A 23,433-nucleotide genomic window follows, 5' to 3' on the forward strand; every position below is an offset into this window, starting at 1 on the left:
GGGTATGTTCGATAAGTTGCGTTCCCTTTTGTCGACCGACGAGGCGGGCCAGCGGGCCACGACTCCGCAGACCCTTCAGCGGGCCCTGGCCTTTTTGCTGGTCGAGACCGGATACGCCGATGGCGTGTTCGATGCCGACGAACGGGCGCGGGCGCGGAGCCTGCTGGCCGGTCGCTTCGGCCTTGACGACGCGGTGGCCGAGGCCCTGATCGACGAGGGCGTGGCGATGCATCAGGAGGCGGTCGACTGGTATGGATCCTCGCGCGCCCTGAAAGACGGCTTCGATTACGACGAGCGGATCGAGGTGATCGAGATGCTGTGGGAGGTCGCCTATGTCGACGGCGTGCTTGATCACCTGGAAGCCAATCTGATGCGCCGGGTCGCCGGTCTGCTCTATGTCGACGATGTGGACAGCGGCGCCGCCCGTAAACGCGTGCTGGCGAAGCTTGGTCGGGAATGATATGACCCCAGATCGCTGGTTCCGCTGACCCCGGTCCGGCTCGGGACGCGCCCGGGACGCCGCCGGAAAGCCGCCTTTCGCGTTTTCCGCGCGCTCCCATTTTGATAGACCCACGACCGCCGGTCCTGGAAAGGGCGTCGGTCCTGCCATGCATGGCAAAAGACGGAGCCTGAAGTCATGCCCTACGTCGTCACCGAGAACTGCATCAAGTGTAAGTATCAGGATTGCGTGGAAGTCTGTCCGGTGGACTGCTTCTACGAAGGGGAGAATTTCCTGGTCATCAATCCCGATGAGTGCATTGACTGCGGCGTCTGCGAACCGGAATGCCCTGCCGAGGCGATTTTCCCCGATTCGGAAGCTATTGCGGGAAAATGGCTTGAAATTAATCGCAAATTTGCCGATCTCTGGCCCAATATCACCCGTAAGGGCCCGGCTTTGGCCGATGCCGATGACTGGAAGGACAAGCCCGACAAGACCGGCTTGCTCAGCGAAAATCCTGGTAAAGGAACGGTTTGAGCAACGCCCTTCCAGTCTTGGTCGGCGCCGCTTGACGGCGCCGACGGCGGACTTGGTTACTTTGATCTGTCACTTTTGACCAAACTGTGATATCAATCTCGAGTCCGTCGCACAGTAGCGTGACGGATTTCTTTTGCGTCGCAGGCTGTGGCGCGCGCGTCTGGCAGGTCCGGGCGCTCAAGCCGACCGTCGAAGCCGCCAAAGGACGGATCGACCTTGCGGCGGAATGGGACAATCACCTCGTGTCATGGGCGCCGGTCGTCCATGGACCGCTCTGCGTCGTTCGCGATGGGAACGCCCCCGATCCTTGGGGGGGCGACTTGATCGGGGTGCGGGGGAGGAGGAGTTGTTTCTTCCGGTGACGCTGATCCTGAGGGTTGTAGGTTAGAGCATAAAGTTTGTGTGGACCAGAGTATAAAGCGTCTTTTCGGGCGGAATTCTGGGGACAGTGCTTGGGCCGGAGATCAGGCGATCCGGTTTTGAGTCTGTGGGGGCAAGGCAGCGCGGAACGTGGAAGGGTTTCCCTTTATTTCCGGATAATGGCGCTCGGGCGTTGTTGAAACGCCGGGGAAGTGTATCGGGGCGCTCGGAAATGCGGCAGCGGGCAGTCGGAATGATCGTAGTCGCCGGGTTCAAGAACGGAGAGAAGTAACAGATATGTCCAACCAGCTACAGTATGAAACCGGCGATTTTGTTGTTTATCCCACCCATGGCGTGGGTCAGGTCCTGGACATCGAGAAACAGGTTATCGGCGGTTACGACCTGGAACTTCTGGTTATCGGCTTCGAGCGCGAACGCATGAAATTGCGGATCCCCATGCCCAAGGTGCGCGAATCGGGTCTGCGCCGCCTGTCGACCAAGAAAGTCATGGAATCGGCCCTGGTGACCCTGCGCGGCAAGGCCCGCGTCAAGCGCACCATGTGGAGCCGCCGCGCCCAGGAATACGAAGCCAAGATCAATTCCGGCGATCCGGTTTCCATCGCCGAAGTGGTGCGCGATCTTCACCGCAACGCCACCCAGCCCGAGCAGTCCTATTCCGAACGTCAGATCTATGAACTGGCGCTGGAGCGTCTGACCTGCGAACTGGCCGCGATCGAGGATATCGACGCCTCGACCGCCACCCAGAAGGTCGAAAAGCTGCTAAGCGCCGCCTGATCGACGGTCGCCTTGATCGTTGTCGCCGGTTTCAACGGAGGTCGTCGTTTCAGAGGGCCTCCGTTGTCTTATGGAGCGAGGCGATCAGGCTTCCGGCTGCTGGAGGACGCAGCCGTACCAGCCCAACCCCTTGTAGGTTTCATAGCCTGGCGTGCGGTGGAAGCCGACCAGGGCGCCATCGCCCTGTCGGTAATGCCCCGCGGCCCGGCCCTCGGTTTTCAGGGCGAAGCGCTCGCTAAGCAGGCCTTTACCATCGGAGGCGGCGATGACGCGCATGTCGGCGTCGAGCAACAGGGCGCGCGAACGCGCCGCTTCGCCTTCGGTGAAGCGCACGCCCTCGACGATGGCGCGGGCCTGCGGGCCCCAGTCGAAATGGATGCCGAGCACGCCCAATATCCGGCCATCGCCCCGTCCCCTTTCGCGGATGGCGGCGCCATAGGTGGCGACCGGCTGGCCGTCGAGCGCCCGATTGGGGGCGATATCGGCAAGGCTGTAGTCGTCGCCGCTTGCGCTGGCCATGGCGTCCTGGAACCAGCGCTCGCCGGCCACGCTTTGCCCCTCGGTCCGGTAGCGTTCGGGCCGGCCGCCGGCGACCACCCGCCCCTCGGCATCACAGATCCACAAATCGAGATAGACGGTATAGGCGGCGAGGATGACGGCCAGCCGTTGGCTGGCGAAAGCCCGGGTTTCGGCTGCGGGCTGCTCTAGGCAGGCGACCACGGCGCTGTCGGTCGCCCACCAGCGCACGTCGCAGGTCCGCTCATAGAGATTGCGGTCGATCAGCTCGACGGCGTTCAACGCCAGATCGACCAGACGCTGGCCCCGCTGCAGGCGCAGGTCATCGACGATCTCGCGGCCGATGCGGTCGAGCAGGGCGACCTTGGTTGATAACTCGCTTTCCAGGGCGCTGGCGATCTGCGTCACCTCGTCGGAAACCCCCTTCACCTCATTGGCGACCACGGCGAAGCCCCGGCCCATTTCCCCGGCGCGGGCGCTTTCGATCAGGGCGTTCAAGGCCAGGATCCTGGTGCGGCCGGTCACGGCGCGAATCTCGGAAATCTTGCCGGCGGTGGCCGATTGAACGTCAGCGGTCAGGGCGATGATTGTTTCGGGATCGACCCGGTCTCGCGTCGGCGAGGGCGGGGTTCCGCTGGTTTTCACGGGGACGGTCATGGCGCTTTCTCTAAGGCTTTACAGGGAGTTCGGCGAATGATCTGGAATAAACTAAAATTAGCTTCATCGGGTGGACCCTTCGCAAATATCACGCCGGGCGTGTGAGGGAAGACAATTGTCATAAGAAAGCCGCCAAAGGGACCGGGGGAATTCCCGATGGGGTAGCGAACGACGCGACCATGCCAACCAAGCCCACCATGGGTTTCCTAACCCGGCGTGCGGTGCAAGCCGACGAGACGGCCGTCACCCAAGAGGGCCTCCGTTGGCTTATGGGGCGTGGCGATCAGGTTTCCGGGTGCTGGATGACGCAGCCGTACCAGCCCAATCCCTTGTAGGTTTCATAGCCCGGCGTGCGGTGGAAGCCGACCTGGGTGCCGTCGCTCAGCTGATAATATCCCGAGGCCCGGCCGTCGGTTTTCAGGACGAAGCGCTCGCTAAGCAGGCCTTTACCATCGGAGGCGGCGATGACGCGCATGGTGGCGTCGAGCAACAGGGCGCGCGAGCGCGCCGCCTCGCCTTCGGTGAAGCGCACGCCCTCGACGATAGTGCGCGCTTGTGGGGTCCAGTCGAAATGGACGCCCAGAACGCCCAGCAGCCGACCATCGTTGTGGTCCCCCTCGCGGATGGCGGCGCCATAGGTGGCGACCGGCTGGCCGCCGAGTACCCGATTGACGGCGATATCAGCAAGGCTGTAGTCCTCGCCGTTTTCGCTGGCCATGGCCTCTTGGAACCAGCGCTCGCCGGCCACGTTTTGCCCCTCGGTCCGGTAGCGTTCGGGCCGGCCGCTGGCGATCACCCGCCCTTCGCCATCACAGATCCACAGATCAAGATAGACGGTATAGGCGCCGAGGATGACGGCCAGCCGGCGGGCGGCGAAAGCGCGGGTTTCGGCTCTGGGCAAGGCCAGACAATCGACCACGGCGTTCTCGGTCGCCCACCAGCGCACGTCGCAGGTTCGCTCAAAAAGATTGCGGTCGATCAGCTCCACGGCGTTCAGCGCCAGATCAATCAGGCGCTGGCCCCGCTGCAGGCGCAGGTCATCGACGATCTCGCGGCCAATGCGATCAAGCAGGGCGACCTTGTTCGAGAGTTCGTTTTCCAGGGCGCTGGCGATCTGCGTCACCTCGTCGGAAACCCCCTTGACCTCATTGGCGACCACGGCGAAGCCCCGGCCCATTTCCCCGGCGCGGGCGCTTTCGATCAGGGCGTTTAGCGCCAAGATCTTGGTGCGGCTGGTCACGGCGCGAATCTCGGAAATCTTGCCGGCGGTGGCCGATTGCACGTCGGCGATCAAGGCGATGATGGTTTCGGGGGCGACCCGGTCGCGCGTCGGCGATGAGGGATGACGGCCTTCTTTCGCGGGGACGGTCATGGCGCTCTCTCTGAGGCTTTACCGGGGAGTCATGAAAGGCTCGGCAACGAACAAAAGGGCTTCCTCGGATCGGATCCCCCGCACCTGGGCTGCCGGGGGGGTGCCGTGTGGGTGACGGAAGGCCATTGTTTTTAGGCACGCGGTTTGAAACGAAAATCCTGTAGCGAAGAACGCGCTTGATCTTCAAATCGGTAGAGGAAGAGCCTGCCCCTGGCTTTCCTGAGGTTACTTAGAAAAGCCGTTTGAAGCGGGCGAAAGGCGGCGTCAGGGCGACCCCCTAAGGTATCTGATGCCGAACTCATAATAGCTCAAACTTTGTGATATAAGCACCCTTTAAATTCTAGTCTTAAGTCTAGGTTTGCGCGCCGTTCCATCCGGGAAGGGGCGATCGCCGCGCTGTCGAGCAGGGTGACCAGGGTGTGCCGAAGAACACCTATTGCGGGTGTTTCTCAGAGGAGTCGGGCTGTGATCCCTCTCCGCCTGCGGTCCCGACGGTTTGCCATGGCTTGGAACGGACGAGGGCCTGGAGGCGTGGGGGGCGAACCACTGGTGCTGCGGGGTGGTCAGGGGGGGCGTCTGGCCGGAAATCATCGGGCCGGCAACCGGGGGCGCCGCCCGGGCCCATTTCCCTGCTACGAGCGCTTTTCCTGGGGCTTTACAAGATGTCCGGCGAATGACCTGGAAGAGATAAAAATTGGCCCTAGCGGATGGAGCCGTCGCGAAGATCGCGTTGGGCGTGTGAGGGAAGGCAATTGTCTTAAAAAAAGCCGCCAAAGGGACCGGGGAAATTACCCGATGGGGTATTGAACGACGCAGCCATACCAGCCGAGCCCGTCATAGGTCTCATAACCCGGCGTGCGGTGGAAGCCGATGAGGGTGCCATCGCCAAGGCGGTAATGGCCCGAGGTCCGCCCCTCGGTTTTCAGGGGGATCTGTTCGCTCAACAGCCCTTTGCCATCCGAGGCGGCGATGACCCGGCCCTTGGCGTCGAGCAGCAGGGCGCGCGAGCGCCAGGAGTCCCCCTCGGGCAGGCGGACCCCTTCGACGATGGCGCGGGCCTGGGCGCCCCAATCGAAATGGACGCCCAGCACGCCTAGAACCCGGCCATGGGGCAATCCCCCCTCGCGGATGGCGGCGGCGTAGGTGGCGACCGGCTGGTCGTCGAGCGAAGCGACCCGGGTGATATCGGCGACGGCGTAATCATCGCCGCTTTTCGTCGCCAGGGCGTCGCGGAACCAGCCGGTCGTCGCGACGCTTTGCCCGTGGACGGGGTAGCGATCGGGGCGGCCGCTGGCGATGACGCGCCCCTCGCCATCGCAGATCCACAAGTCGAGATAGACGGTATAGGCCGCGAGAATCACCCCAAGGCGTTTGCTGGCGAATGCCTTGGCCGGGCCGTCCGGCGCGCTTAGGCAGTCGACCACGGCGCTGTCGGTCGCCCACCAGCGCACGTCGCAGGTTCGCTCAAAAAGATTGCGGTCGATCAGTTCCACGGCGTTCAGCGCCAGGTCGACCATCCTTTGGCCCCGCAACTGATCGACGATGCCCCGGCCGATCCGTTCGAGCGCTTCGACCCGGGCCGACAACTCGCTTTGCAAGGTCCCGGCGATCTGGGCGATTTCGTCGGACACCCCTTTCACTTCGCCCGCGACGACGGCGAAGCCCTTCCCGGTCTCCCCGGCGCGGGCGCTTTCGATCAGGGCGTTCAGGGCGAGGATCCGGGTGCGGCCGGTGACGGCGCGGATTTCGGCGATCTTTTCGATCATCGTCGTCCGCACCTCCGCCGTCAGAGAGATGATGCGTTCGGGGTCAAGGGTCTCCTCCGTGGTCGGCGCCGGAACGGAGGAGGCGGTTGCCATGACAGTCATGCCCAAGTCCTTTGAAGCGACCATTTTTTGGAGAAAGTGACTGATTTATGACCAATGAATCGAAAATGCCCCTCTTTTGCGCATCATTGGTTACCACAGTAAAACGCTTAGGCCAATGGTTGACTATGAGTCCCAAAAGGGCACCTATTGCGGGTATTTTGATCCTTTTAAAGGATTTGAGATGTGATCCCTCTTCACCGCTTGTGCCGGGCTTTGGCGCTGTTGATGGGCTTTGGACCGACTCTTTCCGCCCTCGCCGCCTCCGCTCCCGAAGGCTTGCCGTTGCTTGGAACGGGCGAGGGCCTGGAGGTGCGGGGGTGCGAAACGCTGGTGCTGCGGGGAGGGCAGGTCGTGCGTCTGGCCGAGATCATCGGGCCGGAAGCCGAGGGCGCCGCCCGGGCCCAGGCGGCCCTGGGCGCTTTGGTGGTTGGCCATAGCCTTCGTCTGTACGGCGAAAGCCCGCTGGCTGATCGCTATGGACGGCTGCATGCCCATGGGGTGACGGAGGAGGGGCGGTGGGTCCAGGGCGCCTTGGTCGAGGCCGGTCTGGCCCGGGTCGTGATCCGCGAGGGGGAAAGCGCCCTGAGCGGCGCGCTGCTCGCCCTTGAAGAGCGGGCGCGGCGGGCGGGACGTGGGCTTTGGCCGCCGGCGTCGGCGGCTTCGCCCCCTCCCGGTGCGCTGGCGGCGACCGGCGACGGCTTTCAGGTGGTCGAAGGGCGGATCGTCAGCGCCGCCCGGGCCGGTCGGCGGATTTATCTGAATTTCGGCGCCGATTGGCGCTCGGATTTCACGGTCAGCCTGTCCGAGGCGATGCTGGCCCGTCTTCTGGCGACGGGGCGCGATCCCCTGGCCTGGGCCGGGCGCCGGGTGCGGGTGCGCGGCTGGGTGACGCGGCGCAATGGTCCGCTGCTCGATTTGCCCCATCCGATGGCCCTGGAGGGGCCGCTTGATGGGCCCCCCTTCCTATCGCCAAAGGAGAACCTGGACCTGGAATACCCGGGGAATTAGGGTGGGAATGGCGTAATAAGTCCTATATTGATGAAACGCCCTTTCCGCCTCCGCGCCCGTTCCTCGGCGGAGGCCCCACGCTTGTTCGAATCCAACCACCATGAACAGTCCCGATCCCCTTGCCGATCTTTATCCGCCGATCGAGCCGCGCCACACCGGTCGGCTGCGTGTGCGTCCTCCCCATGTGATTCATTGGGAGGAAAGCGGCAATCCCGATGGCATCGCGGTGATCTTCGTCCATGGCGGGCCCGGGGCGGGAACGGCGCCGTTTTGTCGGCGCTATTTCGACCCGGAGCGCTACCGGGTGATTATTTTCGATCAGCGCGGCGCCGGCCGGTCGCGGCCCTTCGCCGAGATCGCCGATAATACCACCCAGGAACTGGTCGCCGATATGGAGCGGCTGCGCGTGCATCTGGAGGTCGAGCGCTGGCTGGTGTTTGGCGGGTCCTGGGGCAGCACCCTGGCCCTGGCTTACGGCCAAACCCATCCCGAGCGCTGTCTGGGCTTCATCCTGCGCGGCGTTTTTTTGTTTCGCGGCTTCGAGGTCGACTGGTTTCTCAACGGCATGGGCCGTTTCTTCCCCGAAGCGGCGAGCGCCTTCCTCGACTTCCTGCCCGAAGACGAACGCGCCGATCCGCTGGCGGCCTATTACCGTCGGCTGACCCATGCCGATCCGTCGATCCATCTGGCGGCCGCCCGGGTCTGGTCGAATTATGAAGACGCCTGCGCCCGCCTGCGCCCGCGCCCGGGCGACGAGGGGGACGGCCGCTCGGCTCTGGCCCTGGCCCGCCTTGAATGCCATTACATGCGCCATGGCGGTTTTCTGCGCGAAGGCCAGCTTCTGACCGAGATCGACCGGGTTCGCGATCTGCCCTGCACCATCGTCCAGGGCCGCTACGACGTGGTCTGTCCGCCGGTCAGCGCCTGGGAACTTCACCGGGTCTGGACGGGGAGCAAATTGGTGATGGTCCCCGATGCCGGGCATAGCGCCCTGGAACCGGGCGTGCGCGTCGCCCTGGTTCAGGCGACCCGCCGCTTCGCCGAAAGTCAGGGTTGATCGGTCTCGCGATCGTGCTGGTCACCGCCAATCGGATGTCATAGGGTCAGAAGATTCGTTTCCCTCCCGCGACAGACCGCACCCCCCTATGGATCTGCTGACCGGCAGCGATGCCGACATCGAAATCGAAGAGGCGCCGCCGGGAAAGATCCTGATCGTCGAGGATTCGCCCTTCTTTATGCATGTCCTGCGCCGGCGGATCGGTCAGGAACTGGGCGTTCCGATCATCGAGGCCGAAACCCTGGCCCAGGCCGCCCTGATCATCGAAGAGGAAGGGTCCAATCTATTCCTCTGCCTGATCGATCTGGTGCTGCCCGATGCGCCGAACGGCGAGATCGTCGATTATGTGACCGGGAAAGGTCTGGCCGCGGTGGTGTTCACCGGCGCCTTCAGCGAGGAAATGCGCGAGCATGTCCTGTCTAGCGCCATTATCGATTATGTTACCAAGGATAGTCTGGCCAGCCTGGACTATCTGGTGGCGATCGTCCGCCGGCTTTGCCGCAACGCCCACCAGAAAGCCATCGTCGTCGATGACAGCCGTACCGCCCGGGCTTATATCGGCGATCTGCTCCGCCTGTATCGTTTCAATGTCATCGAGGCGGTCGACGGCGAGGAGGCCCTGGCCCTGCTGGCGGCGAACCCCGATATCCGGCTGATGGTCACCGATTATTACATGCCCAGAATCGATGGCTTCGAATTGATCAAACGCGTGCGCCAAACCCATTCGCGCAGCGCTCTGGCGATCATCGGCGTGTCCACCGGGGGAAGCGCGCCGCTTTCGGCGCGGTTCATCAAGTACGGGGCCAATGATTTCATCAACAAGCCCTTTCTGCGCGAGGAATTCTTCTGCCGCATCGCCCAGAACATGGACACCTTGGATTATATCGCCGCCCTGGCCCGCTCGGCCCAGATCGATCCGCTGACCGGACTGCCCAACCGCCGCTATCTGTTCGATGTCGCCAGCCGCGCCCTGGCCGCGACCTTGCGCGTCGGCGGTCATCCGGTGGTGGCGATGATCGATGCCGATCATTTCAAGGAAATAAACGATCGTTTCGGCCATGATGTCGGCGATCAGGTGCTTGAAGCCCTGGCTCGGGTGATGGACGATCATGTCCAGCGGAAGTCCGATGTCCTTGCCCGTTTCGGCGGCGAGGAGTTTTGCGTGTTCGTCTCCGACATGTCGCCCGAACAGGCCTTCACCTTTTTCGATGGCTTGCGCGCTGCTGTCGCCCAATCGCCGCTGTCGGTTCCCGGACTGGATGATTTGTCGCTGACCATCAGCATCGGCGTTTCCACCTGCGCCGCCCCCGACTTGCGTACGATGATCCACAGCGCCGACCGTTTGCTCTATGACGCCAAGGCGGCGGGGCGTGATTGCACGGTGGTCGAGGGCTTGGGCGAGCGGACGCAATCGTGCCGGCAAAGTAGCGGGAAGGACGAAGACGCGTGATGGAGGTGTTTATCGATGCCGATGCCTGCCCGGTGCGGACCGAGGCCTTCAAGGTCGCCGAGCGCCACCGCCTGATCGTGCATGTGGTTGGCAATGCCCCGGTTCCGGTGCCCCATAACGATCCGAGGGTGCGCCGGGTGATCGTGCCGACCACCCCCGATGCCGCCGATGATTGGATCGCCGAGCATATCGGCGAGGGCGATATCTGCATCACCGCCGATATCCCGCTGGCGGCGCGCTGCCTGAAAAAGGGCGCCAAGGCCATCGGCACCACCGGCAAGGCCTTTACCGAGGATTCCATCGGCATGGCGCTGTCGATGCGCGATCTGATGCGCGACCTGCGCGAAGCCGGCGCGGTGTCGGGCGGTCCGGCCTCCTTCGCCCCCAAGGATCGCTCGCGCTTCCTCCAAGCCCTGGAAGAGGCGATCCAGGCCGTCAAGCGGGGACGCTGAGATGGCGGAGCGCGGAACGGCCGAGGGGCGCGTCGCCGTGATCGGCGGCGGCCCGGCCGGGCTGATGGCCGCCGAACGGATCGCCGAGGCCGGCTTTGGCGTCGATGTCTTCGATGCCATGCCGAGCTTGGGCCGCAAGCTGTTGATGGCCGGGCGCGGTGGGCTCAACATCACCCATTCCGAACCGCTCGAGCGGTTTCTGGAGCGCTACGGCGCGGGTCGGCCGCGGCTGGAGCCGATGATCCGGGCCTTTTCCCCCGAAGCCCTGCGCGGCTGGCTGGCCGATCTTGGTCAGCCGACCGTGGTCGGCAGTTCGGGCCGGGTCTTTCCCCAAGCCTTCAAGGCCTCGCCGCTGTTGCGCGCCTGGCTGCGTCGGTTGGACGGGGCCGGGGTCGCCTTCCATCCCCGCCACCGCTGGCTGGGCTGGGACGCGGACGGCGCCCTGGCTTTCACCGGCCCCACCGGCCGGCAACGGATCCAAGCCTCGGCCACCGTTCTCGCCTTGGGCGGGGCGAGTTGGCCGCGTCTGGGCTCGGATGGCGCCTGGGTCGGGGTGTTGGAGGCCAAGGGGATCGCCGTCAGCGCCCTGCGTCCGGCCAATTGCGGCTTTGATATCGGCTGGTCGGCGGTGCTGGCCGATCGCTTCGCCGGGGCGCCGCTCAAGCCGGTGGTGGCCACCTTCGCCGGCGAGCATCGGCGCGGCGAATGCGTGCTCACCCGCACCGGGGTCGAAGGCGGGCTGATCTATGCCTTCTCGGCGGCTTTGCGCGAGGCGATCGCCGGCGGCGGTGGGGCGACGCTGATCCTTGATCTGATGCCCGATCATTCCCCGGCCGCCCTCGAGGCGGCCTTGGCCCGGCCGCGTGGGGGGCGGTCGCTGGCCACCCATCTCAAGCGCTGCGGCGTCGGTGCGGTTCAGGCCGCCTTGCTGCGCGAGGGGGCGGGGCCGGCGGATCTGGCCGATCCGGCGGCGATCGCCCGCCGTTTGAAAGCCCTGCCGCTGCGTTTGATCGCGCCCCGGCCGCTGGCCGAGGCGATCAGCACCGCCGGCGGCGTCGCCTTCGCCGAACTGAGCCCGTCGTTGATGCTGCGCGCCCTGCCCGGCGTGTTCTGCTGCGGGGAAATGCTCGACTGGGAGGCGCCGACCGGGGGATACCTGTTGACGGCCTGCCTTGCCACCGGCCGGGCGGCCGGCCAGGGGGTGGCGCGGTATCTCGCGGCTGATCGGGTCCCGGCCGCATAAACGCCTGCCCCACCCTTGGTCGGCGGGACCGGCGGCCCCAGGTTAGAGCGGTGTGCGGGAGACATGGTCCCCGTACACCGCTCTAACCCACTGATAGTCAAGCAAATCGTCGTCGTGATCGAGAACGGATCACTCGGGATTTGCTCTAGCCCAGTCTTGTTCTCGCGGAGCCCTATCCATGAAAGCCGTCGGTACCCACGCCCCCCTGCCCATCGATCATCCCGAGGCCCTGCTTGATCTGGAGATCGACAAGCCGGTTCCCGGACCCCGCGACCTGCTGGTTCGCATCGAAGCCATCTCGGTCAATCCGGTCGATACCAAGACCCGCAAGACCCGCCCGGCCAGCCCGGAGAACCCGGCGATCCTCGGCTGGGACGCCGCGGGCGTCGTGGAAGCGGTGGGCGAGTCGGTGACGCTGTTCAAGCCGGGCGAGGCGGTCTATTACGCCGGCGATCTGACGCGGCCGGGCACCAATGCCCAATTCCATCTGGTCGACGAGCGCCTCGCCGCCCTCAAGCCGACCAGTCTGGATTTCGCCGAGGCCGCCGCCCTGCCGCTGACGACGATCACCGCCTACGAGATGCTGTTTGATCGCCTGGGCGTTCCCCGGTCGTCACCCGAGGCCCTGGGCGAGGTCCGTTCGATCCTGATCGTCGGCGGGGCCGGCGGCGTTGGCTCGATCGCCATTCAGTTGGCGCGGCGGCTGACCGGGCTGACGGTGATCGCCACCGCCTCGCGCCCGGAAACCCGCGATTGGGTGAGCGCCATGGGCGCCCACCATGTGGTCGATCATCGCGGCGATCTGGCCGAACAGATCAACGCCCTGGGCGTCGGCCCGGTCGGCTTCATCTTTTCGACCACCCAAACGCCCAGCCATTTCCCGGCCCTGGCCAAAATCATCGCCCCCCAGGGGCGGATCGGCATGATCGATGACGGCGTCGGCCTGGATTTTTCCCTGCTTAAGACCAAAAGCGCCTCGCTGCATTGGGAATTCATGTACACCCGCTCGATGTTCCATACCGAGGACATGATCGCCCAGCACAGCTTGCTGAGCGAGGTCGCCGGTTTGATCGACGACGGCACGCTGCGCACCACGCTGACCGCCACCGACGGGCCGATCTCGGCGGCGACGCTGAAGGCCGCCCATGCGACCCAGGAAAGCGGCACGACCATCGGCAAGCGCGTGCTGGTCGGTTTCTAAGCGCCCGGTTCCGGCGGAAAAGGCGGTCGCGGCCGCTTTTTCCGCCAAGCCGGCATCGCGGCGCCTATACTCGGCCCTCGTTTTTCCCCCGTCGTTTTTCGCCCTTCCTGCGGACGCCTGATGGTTCCCGACGTTTCCCCTCTCCCATCCCCCGGTTCCCCCCTCCCATCCCCCGGTTCGCCCTGCGCGGACGCGGTCTCCGCCGATCCCGCCCGCGTGTTGTTGGCTGATATCTGGGGATTCAAGGATTTCCGCCCCGGTCAGGAAGCGATCATCCGCGCCGTGCTGGGCGGCGAGGACGTGCTGGCGGTCATGCCGACCGGGTCGGGCAAATCGCTGTGCTACCAACTGCCGGCGCTGATGCGCCAGGGGGTGACCCTGGTCGTCTCGCCGCTGATCGCCCTGATGCGCGATCAGGTGGCCCAGCTTGACGCCCTGGGGGTGGCCGCCGGGGCGCTGAATTCCTCGATCGACATGGACGGCTATCGCCGCGTGATGGATGGGTTGCGCGGCGGCCGTCTCAAGCTGCTCTACGTCGCCCCCGAACGGCTGGCCCGCCCCGATACCCTGTCCCTGCTGCGCGACAGCGGGGTGACGGCCCTAGCCATCGACGAGGCCCATTGCGTCAGCCAATGGGGCCACGACTTCCGCCCCGACTACCTGTGTCTGGGCAAGGTGCGCGAGGATCTGGGCGGGGTGCAGACGGTGGCCTTCACCGCCACCGCCGATGCCGCCACCCGCGATGATATCGCCGGACGGCTGTTCCCGGCGCCGCCGCGCCTGTTCATCGGCGGCTTCGATCGCCCCAACCTGCGCCTTGCCATGCGGCCCAAGGGCGACACCCGGCGGCGGATGTTCGAGTTCGTCGCCGCCCATACGGGCGAAAGCGGCGTGATCTATTGCGGCAGCCGGGCGCGCACCGAGGAATTGGCCGAGGGCCTGCGCGGCGCCGGCCACCGGGCCTTGCCCTATCACGCCGGCCTCGACAAGCCGGTGCGCGACGCCAATCAGGATGCCTTCCTGGCCGAGGACGGGCTGGTGATGGTCGCCACCGTCGCCTTTGGCATGGGCATCGACAAGCCCGATGTCCGCTTCGTCTGCCATGCCGATATGCCGCGCTCGATCGAGGCCTATTATCAGGAGATCGGCCGCGCCGGCCGCGATGGTCTGGCCGCCGATACCCTGACCTTCTATGGCCTGGACGATGTCCGCCTGCACCGCATGCGCATCGAGGAAAGTCAGGCCGGCGACGAGCAAAAGCGCGTCGAGATCCAGCGGCTGAACGCCCTGCTGGCGCTGTGCGAAGCGCCGCGCTGCCGGCGCCAGACCCTGCTCGGCTATTTCGGCGAACGCACCGAGCCGTGCGGCAATTGCGATCTATGCATCAATGGCGTGGAAAGCTTCGACGGCACCATCGAGGCCCAGAAGGCGATGTCGGCGATGCTGCGCACCGGCCAGCGCTTCGCCACCGAGCATCTGATCAATATCCTGGTCGGCACCCAGACCGACGCCATCACCCAGTACGGTCACGATAAATTGCCGACCTTCGGCGTGGGCAAGGATCACACGCGCAATGTCTGGCGCTCGATCTTCCGCCAGATCAGCGCCGGCGGCCTGATCAGCCTGGATATCGCCAATCATGGCCGCTGGCTGATGACCGAGGCCGGCCGCGCGGTGCTGCGCGGACAGGCGGGCGTCGCGCTGCGCTCCGATGTGCTCGAAGCCGCCGGCCGCGGCGAGCGCAAGGACAAGGAGCGCCGGGCCAGTGCTCCGGCCGTCCAGCTCGAGGCCGACGATCGCGCCCTGTTCGACGCCCTGCGCGCCAAGCGCCAGGAGCTGGCGCGGGCCGAAAACGTGCCGGCCTATGTGGTCTTCGCCGATCGCACCCTGATCGAACTGGCGACCAAACGCCCGCCCAGCCTTGACGCCATGCGCGAGATCCACGGCATCGGCCAAAGCAAGCTCGCCCGCTACGGCGCGGCCTTCCTCGAGGTGATCACCGCCGGCTGAGGCGCCGATTCACCGGTGCCGAGTCCCCCGGCGTTCTGAAAACCGCCGGGGTGAAAGTCAGCATGGAGGGGCGAGGACGTTGGATGGACAACCTCCGATCTGTCCGACCAGACGGCGCCCTCTCGATCCAGTGCCCTCTTCCAAGATCGATCGAGAGATTGGCATAGGATTGATTTGGGGTGATCCGGACTTCACACCGGGTGCGACCATAAGCTTGATTCTTGTCCCTCGGATCTCATATGACCACAGTGGTCACAAAAGGACGGGAGGCCTGCATGCGCGAAATTCAGCTTCGGGACGCCAAGGCCCGCCTGTCGGCGGTGGTTGACGACGCGGTGCGCGGCGAGCCGGCTATCATCACCCGGCATGGCAAGCGGGAGGCCGTGGTTCTGAGCTTCGCCGAGTGGGAGCGTCTTTCACAGGTGCCCTCTTTCGGCCGTTTGCTGATGAGCGCGCCGCTGGCGCCCGACGATCTGCCGCCCCGAAACGAAGCGCCGCTGCGCGATGCCGGGCTCTGAACCTTGTATCTGGTCGACACCAACGTTCTGTCGGCCAGGGCGCCGTCACGGGTCGCCCCGGTCGAACTGATCGCCTGGATGGACGCCCATTCGGCGGAGCTTTTCCTCTCGGCGGTGACGGTGGCGGAAATCGAGGACGGCATCGCCAAGCTGCGTCGCGAAGGCGCGACGCGCAAGGCGGCCGATCTGATGGCATGGCTGGACGCGCTGCTGCATCTCTATGGCAACCGCATCCTGCCGTTCGACACGACCCTCGCGCGCCTGGCCGGCGTGCTTTCCGACCGGGCGCGGGCGCAAGGCCAGGCGCCGGGTTTTGCCGACATCGCCATCGCGGCGACGGCCAAACACCACGACCTGACGATCCTGACCCGCAACGTTCGCCACTTCGACCGCTTGGGCGTGCCGGTGATCGATCCCTTCGCGGCGTTGCCCCGGTAACCACAAAAAAACCTCTGGCAGTCCGCAGCCCCTCCCTGGGGTGGGGGCTGACATCGCGGGCCTGGACGACCGGCTGCAAACGGTGGAGTTGCGTTATAGCGGACTCGTGACCATCTTTTCAGGAGAGGCTGTCGTCCAATTCTCTCGGCGGTGCGAGAAAAACGTCGCCTGGGTCGTTTTTCACGAGGGATAGATCAGAGCGGCGACGACGCGGAAAACCGGCGTTCCCTTTTCCGTTCGCCGCTCTCGCGTGAAAAAACCATAACCCTATGGCTTTTTCTCGCAAAACTCTAAACCAACTGTTTCAATGACAGCCTTGAGATCCCTTAGGCGGGCGGTCGACCGGCCGGGAAAAAAATCCAGTGGAGGAATGTCATGCGCAAGACCACGGGTGGCGGGTTCGGTGTCTCGTGTTTGAGTGCTTTGGCGCTGGTCGCCGGGCTGGCGATCGCCGCGCCCAAACCGGCGGCGGCGGGCGGTTCGGTCGAGGTGTTGCATTGGTGGACGGCGGGCGGCGAAGCCAAGGCGGTTTCGGCGCTGAAGGATCAGTTCGAGGCCGAGGGCGGCACCTGGATCGATTCGCCGGTGGCCGGCGGTGGCGGCGACGCGGCGATGACCGCTTTGCGCTCGCGGGTGATCGCCGGCAATCCGCCCTCGGCCGTGCAGCTCAAGGGGCCGTCGATCCAGGAATGGGCGGCCGAGGGCGTGGTCGCCAATCTCGATGACATCGCCAAGGCCGAAAACTGGGACAAGCTGCTGCCCGCCCTGCTGAAGTCGGTGGTGACCTACGAGGGGCATTACGTCGCCGTTCCGGTCAATATCCACCGTGTCGATTGGCTGTGGGCCAATCCGGCGGTTCTGGCCAAGGCCGGCGTCGCCGTGCCGACCACCTGGGACGAGTTCAATACCGCCGCCGAGGCCCTGAAGGCCAAGGGGATCATTCCGCTGGCCCATGGCGGCCAGCCCTGGCAGGACGCCACCTTGTTTGAAGTGGTGGTTCTGGGCCTGGGCGGGCCGGCCTTCTACCACAAGGCCCTGGTCGAATTGGACGACGCCGCCCTGCGCGGCGATACCATGGTCAAGGTGTTCGACCAGATGCGCCGCCTGCGCGGCTTCGTCGATCCCAACTTCTCGGGCCGCGACTGGAACCTTGCCACCGCCATGGTGATCAACGGCGAGGCCGGCTTCCAGATCATGGGCGACTGGGCCAAGGGCGAATTCCTGGGCGCGGGCAAGGTCCCGGGCAAGGATTTCCTGTGCATCGCCGCGCCGGGCAAGGGTTTCTTGCTCAATTCCGACAGTCTGGTGATGTTCGACGTCAAGGGCGCCGATAAGATCGAGGGTCAGAAGACCCTGGCCCGCTTGGTGCTGGGCGAAACGTTCCAACGCACCTTCAACACCCTGAAGGGCTCGATCCCCGCCCGTCAGGGCATGGATCTGGCCGATTTCGACGCTTGCGCCCAGAAATCCCAAGCCGACCTGACCAAAGCCATCGCCGCCGATAGCCTGGAGCCAAGCATGGCCCATGAAATGGCCGTTCCACGCTCGGTGCGCGGGGCGATCATGGATGTGGTCACCGCGCATTTCAATTCAAGCGAATCCTCGGCCGAGGCCGTGGCCCATCTCGCCGACTCCATCGCCCAGGCCCGTTAGGGCTTTGGGCGCAAAAGCGGGTACCGGTTGTGGAGGGGAGCCCCCATGCGCGACCTTGATCGTCTGATCCCCAAGCTGGTCATCGCCCCGTCGTTCGCCGCCGCCTTGCTGTTCGTCTATGGCTTCATCGGCTGGACGGTTTACATCTCGTTCACCAAATCGGGCATCCTGCCACGCTATGAATTGGACGGCGTTGGGCAATACGCCCGGTTGTTCGCCAATCCGCGCTGGGATGTGGCGGTGAGCAATCTGTTCGTTTTCGGCGGGCTGTTCATCGCCTTGTGTTTGGTGATCGGCATCTTGTTGGCGATTCTGATCGACCAGAAGATCCGCGCCGAGGGCGTGCTGCGCACCATCTATCTGTATCCGATGGCGGTGTCGTTCATCGTGACCGGCACCGCCTGGAAATGGATCCTCAACCCCGGCCTGGGCCTTGATAAGGTCATGCACGGCCTGGGCTGGGAGGGGTTTTCCTTCGACTGGCTGATCAACCCCGAGAGGGCGATCTATACGGTGGTCATCGCCGGGGTCTGGCAGTCGTCGGGCTTCGTCATGGCGCTGTTCCTGGCGGGCCTGCGGTCGTTCGATCAAGAGGTGATCAAGGCGGCGACCATCGACGGCGCCGGCATGCCGACCGTCTATTTCCGCATCATCTTGCCGTCGCTGCATGCGGTGTTCTTGTCGGCGGTGGTGGTGCTGGCCCATTTGGCGGTGAAAAGCTTCGATCTGGTGGTGGCCCTGACCGGTGGCGGGCCGGGCTATGCCACCGATATGCCGGCGACCTTCATGTATGCCATGGCCTTCCAGCGCAGCCAGCTTGGCACGGCGGCGGCCAGCGCGGTGATGATGCTGATGACGGTGATGGCCATCATCGTGCCCTATCTCTATTCCGAATTGCGGGAGCGCCGGTCATGAGGGATGGCAGTATCAGGGACGCCGGGCCGCCCTTGCCCGCACCGCCGCCACCGCGCGCCGCGCCGATCGCCGGCCAAAGCGCCGGGGGGCGTCTCGCGCTGCGCATCGGTCTTTACGCGGTTCTGGTGCTGTTTGCGCTTTATTACCTTTTGCCGCTGTTCGTCATGCTGCTGACCTCGGTCAAAACGCTTGACGATATCCGCGCCGGGTCGCTGATCGCCCTGCCGCGAACCCTGACGTTTGAACCCTGGCTGAAGGCCTGGGACTCGGCCTGCGTTGGCGTGCAATGCGCTGGGCTCAAGCCCTATTTCCTCAATTCCCTGCTGCTGGTGGTGCCGGCGGTGGCGATCTCGACGGTTTTGGGGGCGCTCAACGGCTATGCCCTGACCAAATGGCGCTTCCCCGGCTCGCAGCTGATCTTCGCCCTGATGCTGTTTGGCTGTTTCATTCCCTTTCAGGTGGTGCTGTTGCCGATGGCCAGGGTGCTGGGACTGGCCGGGCTGGCCGGCAGCATCCAAGGGCTGATCCTGGTGCATGTGGTCTATGGGCTGTCGTTCACCACGCTGTTCTTCCGCAATTTCTATATGACCGTCCCCGACGAGCTGGTGCGGGCGGCGACCATCGACGGCGCCGGCTTCTTCCGCATCTTTTTTTCGATCCTGCTGCCGATGTCGCCGCCGATCATCGTCGTCACCATCATCTGGCAGTTCACCCAGATCTATAACGACTTCCTGTTTGGCGTGTCCTTCACGGTCAGCGGCGGGCAGCCGGTCACGGTGGCGCTCAATAATCTGGTCGCCAGTTCGACGGGGGTGAAGGAATACAACGTCGATATGGCCGCCGCCATCCTCACCGCCCTGCCGACCCTGGTGGTCTATGCGGTGGCGGGCAAGTATTTCATCCGCGGGCTTTCGGCCGGCGCGGTCAAGGGGTAGCGGGCGATGGCATCACTCGGCATTCGCGGCATCACCAAGCGCTTTGGCGCCACCGAGGTGCTCAAGGGCATCGATCTTGATCTCGACGACGGCGAATTCCTGGTTCTTGTCGGGCCCTCGGGCTGTGGCAAATCAACCCTGCTCAATATCATCGCCGGCCTGGAAACCCCCAGCGAGGGCGAGGTGGTGATCGGCGGCGCCGTGGTCAACGACGTGGCGCCGCGCGACCGCGACATCGCCATGGTCTTCCAGTCCTATGCGCTTTATCCGACGATGACCGTGCGCGAGAACATCACCTTCGGCCTGCGCATGCGCGGCGTGGCCAAGCCCGAGCGCGAGCGGGCGGTGGCCAAGGTCGCCACCATGCTGCAGATCGGGCCGCTGCTTGATCGCAAGCCGGGCCAGTTGTCGGGCGGACAGCGCCAGCGCGTGGCGATGGGCCGGGCCCTGGTGCGCGATCCGCAGATTTTTTTGTTCGACGAGCCGCTGTCCAATCTCGATGCCAAGCTGCGCGTCGAGATGCGCCACGAGATCAAGACCCTGCACCGCGCCGTGGCGCGGACGATGGTTTATGTCACCCACGATCAGGTCGAGGCGATGACCCTGGCCAGCCGCATCGCCGTGATGCATCAGGGCGTCATCCAGCATTATGGCACCCCGGCCGAGATTTACGAGCGGCCGGCCAATCTGTTCGTCGCCGGCTTCATGGGCGCCCAATCGATGAATTTCGCCAAGGGCCTGCTGGTCGGCGACAGCCAGGGCGGCGGCATGGCAGTGCGCCTGGACGAGGCCAAGGGGCCGCTTGATCTGCCGCTCGCCCGGCCCGGCAACGGTTGGCGATCGCACCTTGGCCGGCCGGTGATCCTGGGCTTGCGGCCCGAATACATCGGGGCGGCCGATCCGGCGGGCCTGCCGCCGGGGCTGGTGGCGGTCGAGCGCCGGGTCGATATGATCGAGCCGACGGGGGCCGACACCATGGTGTTCTTCCAGCTTGGCGGCACCCCGGCCTCGGCCCGCGTCGCCCCACGGGCCATCCCCGGCGTTGGTCCGGGAGCGTTGTCGACCCTGGCCTTCGATATGACCGCCGCCTCGCTGTTCGACCCGGACACCGAACGCCGGCTGTGAAGGGAGCGGCTTACGGCCGCAAGGCCCGCCGGTCGGGCCAAGGCAAGGTGTCGGTCAGCCGCACGAAGGCGTGACCGCTCAAGCCGGTGCGCAGATTGCCCAAGGGTAGACCCATCGGATCGGGAACCAGATGGGCCTTGACCCGAACCATTGGCGCCGCCGATCCGCCGACCCCCGAGGGAACCCGGGCGTCGGGGGCGATGAACGCCAGCGTGGCGGCCAGCACCCGGTCGGGATGATCCTCAAGCACGATCCGCGCCTCCGCCCCCTTGGGAACGCGCCCGGCGTTTTCAGCGTCTAGGAAGAAGGTCATGAACACCTTGGCCGGATCGAGCAGGGTGAAAACCGGATCACCGGCCTCAAGGCGGTCCCCCGGCTCGACCAGCCGGTAAAGCACCTGTCCGCCGATCGGCGCCCGGATCTCGGCCCCCTCCATCAAGGCCTTGAGACGGCTTACCTCGGCTTCGGCCAAGGTCTTTTCCCGGTCGATGGCTTCGGCCCGCGCCGTGATCTCGGCCAAGGCGACGCGGGCGGCCTCTTCGCCCTGGCGGCGTTGCTCGACCGATTGGCGCGACATCTGACGGCGGCTTTGCAGCACCAGGGCCCGTTCCATTTCCTGGTGGGCGGCGGCCATGGCGGCCTCGGCCTCGGCCAGCGGGGCGGCGATCTCGGCTTGCGCCGCCTGGGCACCGGCCGCCCGCATGCGGGCCTCCGACAGCGCCGGGGCCAGTGTGGGGCTGTCGATGCGCGCCAAAGGCTGGCCGGCTTCGACCACGGCGCCCTCCTCGATCAGCACGGTCTCGATCCGGCCGCCAAGGGGGGCGGCCAGGGTGATCTCGCGCGCTTCGATGCGGCCGGACCCGACGACGATGCCCTCGGGCAGGCGCGGGGTCATCAGCCGGTTCCAGGCCAGCCAGCCACCGCCGCCGACGACGATCAGCAAAAGCAGGGCGAGCAAAAGAGAAGACAGTTTCATGGGAGCGGTCCCGAGGGAAAAATGAAGCCCGGTCGGAAAAAAGGAGGGGAGAAAACCATCCGCCGAGGACCCGGGCTGGGTCAGTATGGGCACCCGCCGAAAGACCGTTCAATCGTTGTTTTCGGGGCTTTGGCGGGAAAGCGGGCAGGGACGTCGTTAATCCAAGGACGGTTTGGACTGTCGGCCCTTTTTGATGGCGCCGCGCAGGGTCTTGCCGTCCATGCGTCGGGTCTGGCTGCCCTTGGTCGGCCGCGTCGGCCGGCGGGGCTTGTCGCGATGGCAGGCGGCCTGGATCAAGGCCACCAGCCGCTCGACCGCCTCGCGGCGGTTGGCTTCCTGGGTGCGCTGGCTTTGGGCGGTCAGCACCAGCACGCCCTCGCCGGTCAGCCGGCTGCCCGCCAGCACGCTCAACCGATGCTTGACCCAGCCCGGTAGATTGGGCGAGCCGGCGACATCGAAGCGCAGTTGCACCGCGGTCGATACCTTGTTGACGTTCTGTCCGCCCGGTCCCGAGGACCGGATGAAGCGTTCCTCGATTTCGGCGTCGTCGAGGGCGATGGTGGGGGTGATCGGAATCATCGGCCCATCCTAAAGCGGTAAGCGGAAAACCGGTATCCGATTTTCCGCCCACTTCTTTATGGGGCCAAAGCCCGCTCGAGATCGGCGATCAGATCGGCGGGGTCCTCCAGGCCGACGGACAGACGGAAGGTGCCGTCGCCGGTCCAGTCGCGGTAGCTGCGCGCGTCGTCGCCATCGAGGTGGAACGACGAGGCGATCAGCGCCTCGGTCGGGATGTAGAACAACAGGCTGCGCGTCTTGCCCAGCGATACCGCATAGGAGATCACCTGCAGGCGCTCGGCCAACTGGCGGGCCAGCGCCGGGCCGTCGTCGGCGGAAAACGACACCATGCCCGAGAAGTTTTTCATCTGGCGGCACGCCAGGGCGTGCTGGGGATGGGAGGGCAGGCCCGGCCACAGCACCCGGCGCAGGCGCGGGTGGCCCTCGAGATAAGCCGCCACCGCCGCCGCCCCGGCCTGATGGCCGGCCATGCGCAGCGACAGGGTTTCCAGGCCGCGCAGAATCAGCCAGGCGGCGAAGGGGCTGATCGCCCCGCCGAAATGGATCAGGGCGTGTTTGCGCAAGGCGGCCATCGCCTGGGCCTTGCCGATGATGGCGCCGCCCAGGGCGTCGCCATGGCCGCAGGCGTATTTGGTCAGCGAATGGGCGACGAAATCGGCGCCCAGGGCAAGCGGCCGGGTGGCGATCGGCGTGGCCATGGTCGAATCCACCGACAGCAAGGCGCCGTGGGCATGGGCGATCGCCGCCAGGGCTTCGATGTCGGACAGCCGCAGGATCGGATTGCCCGGAGTCTCGATATGGATCAGCCGGGTTTCCGGGCGCAGGGCGGCGCGCACGGCCTCGAGGTTGGAGGTATCGACGGCGGTGGTGGCGATGCCCAGGCCGGGCAGGATATCGTGGGCGACCTCGGCGAGGCCGGCGTAGCAGACGCTCGAGATCACCAGATGATCGCCGGCCTTCAGCTGCGAGAGGAACAGGCCACTCAGGGCCGCCATGCCGCTGGCGAAGACCACCGCCGCCTCGCCGCCCTCCAGGGCCGCCAGCCGCTCTTCGAGCAGGGCGTTGGTCGGATTGTTCCAGCGCGTATACAAAAACGGCGTGTCCTCGGCCATGTCATTGGCCGAAAAGCCGACCGCCTCGGGCTTGGTGAAAAAGCTGGTGGCCGGAACCAGGGGATTGAGCACCTGGGCGCCGTCCGACTCGTCGGTGGTGCCGGCGTGCAGGGCCAGGGTGGCCTGGGCCAAGGGGGGGAAAGGACCGGGTTTCACGATGACTTGTCCCTATCACTACAGACGATGTGTGTGAATTGAAACGCTATCACGCAAAAAT

22 protein-coding genes are annotated in these 23,433 nt (G+C 65.4%); 16 read left to right on the forward strand and 6 right to left on the reverse strand.

Translation table 11 applies throughout. From position 1 onward, the window contains the following. Nucleotides 1–4: 4 nt before the first annotated feature. The 3 genes from RRU_RS00390 to RRU_RS00400 all read left to right on the forward strand — a co-directional run bounded on the left by RRU_RS00390 (nt 5) and on the right by RRU_RS00400 (nt 2,131). A complete protein-coding gene (locus RRU_RS00390; protein WP_011387837.1) occupies nt 5–460 on the forward strand; it encodes a TerB family tellurite resistance protein in 456 nt (151 codons plus the stop codon). A gap of 177 nt (nt 461–637) precedes the next feature. Next, nucleotides 638–976, forward strand: coding sequence for a ferredoxin FdxA (gene fdxA, locus RRU_RS00395; protein WP_011387838.1), 339 nt, complete (start codon nt 638–640; stop codon nt 974–976). A gap of 657 nt (nt 977–1,633) precedes the next feature. Next, the gene (locus RRU_RS00400) at nt 1,634–2,131 is read left to right on the forward strand and encodes a CarD family transcriptional regulator (RefSeq protein ID WP_011387840.1); all 498 of its coding nucleotides are present in this window, start codon (nt 1,634–1,636) and stop codon (nt 2,129–2,131) included. A gap of 84 nt (nt 2,132–2,215) precedes the next feature. Here RRU_RS00400 and RRU_RS00405 read toward each other — a convergent pair whose 3' ends face one another. The 3 genes from RRU_RS00405 to RRU_RS20105 form a co-directional block, all read right to left on the reverse strand. Then, nucleotides 2,216–3,304 carry a methyl-accepting chemotaxis protein gene (locus tag RRU_RS00405; RefSeq protein ID WP_011387841.1) on the reverse strand — a complete coding sequence of 363 codons (1,089 nt, stop codon included), beginning with the start codon at nt 3,302–3,304 and terminating at the stop codon, nt 2,216–2,218. Between the two features lie 283 nt (nt 3,305–3,587). After that, nucleotides 3,588–4,676: a methyl-accepting chemotaxis protein gene (locus tag RRU_RS20100; protein ID WP_011387842.1), complete on the reverse strand. Its 1,089-nt coding sequence runs from the start codon at nt 4,674–4,676 to the stop codon at nt 3,588–3,590. 788 nt (nt 4,677–5,464) lie between these two features. Beyond that, complete coding sequence (locus tag RRU_RS20105) at nt 5,465–6,544, reverse strand: methyl-accepting chemotaxis protein (RefSeq protein ID WP_011387843.1); 1,080 nt, start codon at nt 6,542–6,544, stop codon at nt 5,465–5,467. 183 nt (nt 6,545–6,727) lie between these two features. Here RRU_RS20105 and RRU_RS00420 point away from each other — a divergent pair, with 183 nt between their 5' ends. The 13 genes from RRU_RS00420 to RRU_RS00480 all read left to right on the forward strand — a co-directional run bounded on the left by RRU_RS00420 (nt 6,728) and on the right by RRU_RS00480 (nt 20,549). Then, entirely contained in the window at nt 6,728–7,552 is an 825-nt protein-coding gene (locus RRU_RS00420; RefSeq protein ID WP_011387844.1) for a thermonuclease family protein, read from the forward strand. Between the two features lie 100 nt (nt 7,553–7,652). Next, nucleotides 7,653–8,609, forward strand: coding sequence for a prolyl aminopeptidase (gene pip, locus RRU_RS00425; protein WP_011387845.1), 957 nt, complete (start codon nt 7,653–7,655; stop codon nt 8,607–8,609). 88 nt (nt 8,610–8,697) lie between these two features. After that, nucleotides 8,698–10,059: a diguanylate cyclase gene (locus tag RRU_RS00430; protein WP_011387846.1), complete on the forward strand. Its 1,362-nt coding sequence runs from the start codon at nt 8,698–8,700 to the stop codon at nt 10,057–10,059. Next, a complete protein-coding gene (locus RRU_RS00435) occupies nt 10,059–10,511 on the forward strand; it encodes a YaiI/YqxD family protein (protein WP_011387847.1) in 453 nt (150 codons plus the stop codon). Before RRU_RS00430 ends, RRU_RS00435 begins: the two co-directional genes overlap by 1 nt. A 1-nt stretch (nt 10,512) precedes the next feature. After that, the gene (locus tag RRU_RS00440; protein ID WP_011387848.1) at nt 10,513–11,754 is read left to right on the forward strand and encodes an NAD(P)/FAD-dependent oxidoreductase; all 1,242 of its coding nucleotides are present in this window, start codon (nt 10,513–10,515) and stop codon (nt 11,752–11,754) included. A gap of 178 nt (nt 11,755–11,932) precedes the next feature. Beyond that, on the forward strand, nt 11,933–12,955 hold the full coding sequence (locus RRU_RS00445) for a zinc-binding alcohol dehydrogenase family protein (protein ID WP_011387849.1): 1,023 nt from the start codon (nt 11,933–11,935) through the stop codon (nt 12,953–12,955). Nucleotides 12,956–13,171: 216 nt separating this feature from the next. Further along, nucleotides 13,172–14,965, forward strand: a complete 1,794-nt coding sequence (recQ, locus tag RRU_RS00450) for a DNA helicase RecQ (RefSeq protein ID WP_014625867.1) — start codon at nt 13,172–13,174, stop codon at nt 14,963–14,965. Between the two features lie 275 nt (nt 14,966–15,240). Further along, nucleotides 15,241–15,483 (forward strand): type II toxin-antitoxin system Phd/YefM family antitoxin, encoded by a 243-nt coding sequence (locus tag RRU_RS00455; protein WP_011387851.1) that lies wholly within the window; start codon nt 15,241–15,243, stop codon nt 15,481–15,483. 3 nt (nt 15,484–15,486) lie between these two features. Next, the gene (locus tag RRU_RS00460; protein ID WP_011387852.1) at nt 15,487–15,921 is read left to right on the forward strand and encodes a type II toxin-antitoxin system VapC family toxin; all 435 of its coding nucleotides are present in this window, start codon (nt 15,487–15,489) and stop codon (nt 15,919–15,921) included. A gap of 375 nt (nt 15,922–16,296) precedes the next feature. Continuing rightward, the gene (locus RRU_RS00465; RefSeq protein ID WP_011387853.1) at nt 16,297–17,574 is read left to right on the forward strand and encodes an ABC transporter substrate-binding protein; all 1,278 of its coding nucleotides are present in this window, start codon (nt 16,297–16,299) and stop codon (nt 17,572–17,574) included. A 45-nt stretch (nt 17,575–17,619) separates the two neighbouring features. After that, entirely contained in the window at nt 17,620–18,489 is an 870-nt protein-coding gene (locus tag RRU_RS00470; protein WP_011387854.1) for a carbohydrate ABC transporter permease, read from the forward strand. Next, nucleotides 18,486–19,424: a carbohydrate ABC transporter permease gene (locus RRU_RS00475; RefSeq protein WP_011387855.1), complete on the forward strand. Its 939-nt coding sequence runs from the start codon at nt 18,486–18,488 to the stop codon at nt 19,422–19,424. The genes RRU_RS00470 and RRU_RS00475 overlap by 4 nt, the downstream gene beginning before the upstream one ends. A 6-nt stretch (nt 19,425–19,430) precedes the next feature. After that, entirely contained in the window at nt 19,431–20,549 is a 1,119-nt protein-coding gene (locus RRU_RS00480; RefSeq protein WP_011387856.1) for an ABC transporter ATP-binding protein, read from the forward strand. 10 nt (nt 20,550–20,559) lie between these two features. Here the strand turns inward: RRU_RS00480 and RRU_RS00485 are convergent, their stop codons facing one another. The 3 genes from RRU_RS00485 to RRU_RS00495 all read right to left on the reverse strand — a co-directional run bounded on the left by RRU_RS00485 (nt 20,560) and on the right by RRU_RS00495 (nt 23,372). Continuing rightward, nucleotides 20,560–21,525: an HlyD family secretion protein gene (locus RRU_RS00485; protein WP_011387857.1), complete on the reverse strand. Its 966-nt coding sequence runs from the start codon at nt 21,523–21,525 to the stop codon at nt 20,560–20,562. Between the two features lie 156 nt (nt 21,526–21,681). Then, complete coding sequence (gene arfB / locus RRU_RS00490) at nt 21,682–22,104, reverse strand: alternative ribosome rescue aminoacyl-tRNA hydrolase ArfB (protein ID WP_011387858.1); 423 nt, start codon at nt 22,102–22,104, stop codon at nt 21,682–21,684. A 56-nt stretch (nt 22,105–22,160) separates the two neighbouring features. Then, the gene (locus tag RRU_RS00495; RefSeq protein WP_011387859.1) at nt 22,161–23,372 is read right to left on the reverse strand and encodes a trans-sulfuration enzyme family protein; all 1,212 of its coding nucleotides are present in this window, start codon (nt 23,370–23,372) and stop codon (nt 22,161–22,163) included. Between the last annotated feature and the right edge of the window lie 61 nt (nt 23,373–23,433).

The organism is Rhodospirillum rubrum ATCC 11170 (assembly GCF_000013085.1).
GTDB lineage: Bacteria > Pseudomonadota > Alphaproteobacteria > Rhodospirillales > Rhodospirillaceae > Rhodospirillum > Rhodospirillum rubrum.

Coding starts and splice junctions, on each gene's coding strand:
- RRU_RS00485 (WP_011387857.1), bottom strand. CDS start 21,525: ATGAAACTGTCTTCTCTTTTGCTCGCCCTGCTTTTGCTGATCGTCGTC.
- RRU_RS00405 (WP_011387841.1), bottom strand. CDS start 3,304: ATGACCGTCCCCGTGAAAACCAGCGGAACCCCGCCCTCGCCGACGCGA.
- RRU_RS00480 (WP_011387856.1), top strand. CDS start 19,431: ATGGCATCACTCGGCATTCGCGGCATCACCAAGCGCTTTGGCGCCACC.
- RRU_RS20100 (WP_011387842.1), bottom strand. CDS start 4,676: ATGACCGTCCCCGCGAAAGAAGGCCGTCATCCCTCATCGCCGACGCGC.
- RRU_RS00445 (WP_011387849.1), top strand. CDS start 11,933: ATGAAAGCCGTCGGTACCCACGCCCCCCTGCCCATCGATCATCCCGAG.
- RRU_RS00465 (WP_011387853.1), top strand. CDS start 16,297: ATGCGCAAGACCACGGGTGGCGGGTTCGGTGTCTCGTGTTTGAGTGCT.
- fdxA (WP_011387838.1), top strand. CDS start 638: ATGCCCTACGTCGTCACCGAGAACTGCATCAAGTGTAAGTATCAGGAT.
- RRU_RS00400 (WP_011387840.1), top strand. CDS start 1,634: ATGTCCAACCAGCTACAGTATGAAACCGGCGATTTTGTTGTTTATCCC.
- RRU_RS00430 (WP_011387846.1), top strand. CDS start 8,698: ATGGATCTGCTGACCGGCAGCGATGCCGACATCGAAATCGAAGAGGCG.
- RRU_RS00440 (WP_011387848.1), top strand. CDS start 10,513: ATGGCGGAGCGCGGAACGGCCGAGGGGCGCGTCGCCGTGATCGGCGGC.
- RRU_RS20105 (WP_011387843.1), bottom strand. CDS start 6,544: ATGACTGTCATGGCAACCGCCTCCTCCGTTCCGGCGCCGACCACGGAG.
- pip (WP_011387845.1), top strand. CDS start 7,653: ATGAACAGTCCCGATCCCCTTGCCGATCTTTATCCGCCGATCGAGCCG.
- RRU_RS00390 (WP_011387837.1), top strand. CDS start 5: ATGTTCGATAAGTTGCGTTCCCTTTTGTCGACCGACGAGGCGGGCCAG.
- RRU_RS00455 (WP_011387851.1), top strand. CDS start 15,241: ATGCGCGAAATTCAGCTTCGGGACGCCAAGGCCCGCCTGTCGGCGGTG.
- RRU_RS00475 (WP_011387855.1), top strand. CDS start 18,486: ATGAGGGATGGCAGTATCAGGGACGCCGGGCCGCCCTTGCCCGCACCG.
- RRU_RS00470 (WP_011387854.1), top strand. CDS start 17,620: ATGCGCGACCTTGATCGTCTGATCCCCAAGCTGGTCATCGCCCCGTCG.
- arfB (WP_011387858.1), bottom strand. CDS start 22,104: ATGATTCCGATCACCCCCACCATCGCCCTCGACGACGCCGAAATCGAG.
- RRU_RS00435 (WP_011387847.1), top strand. CDS start 10,059: ATGGAGGTGTTTATCGATGCCGATGCCTGCCCGGTGCGGACCGAGGCC.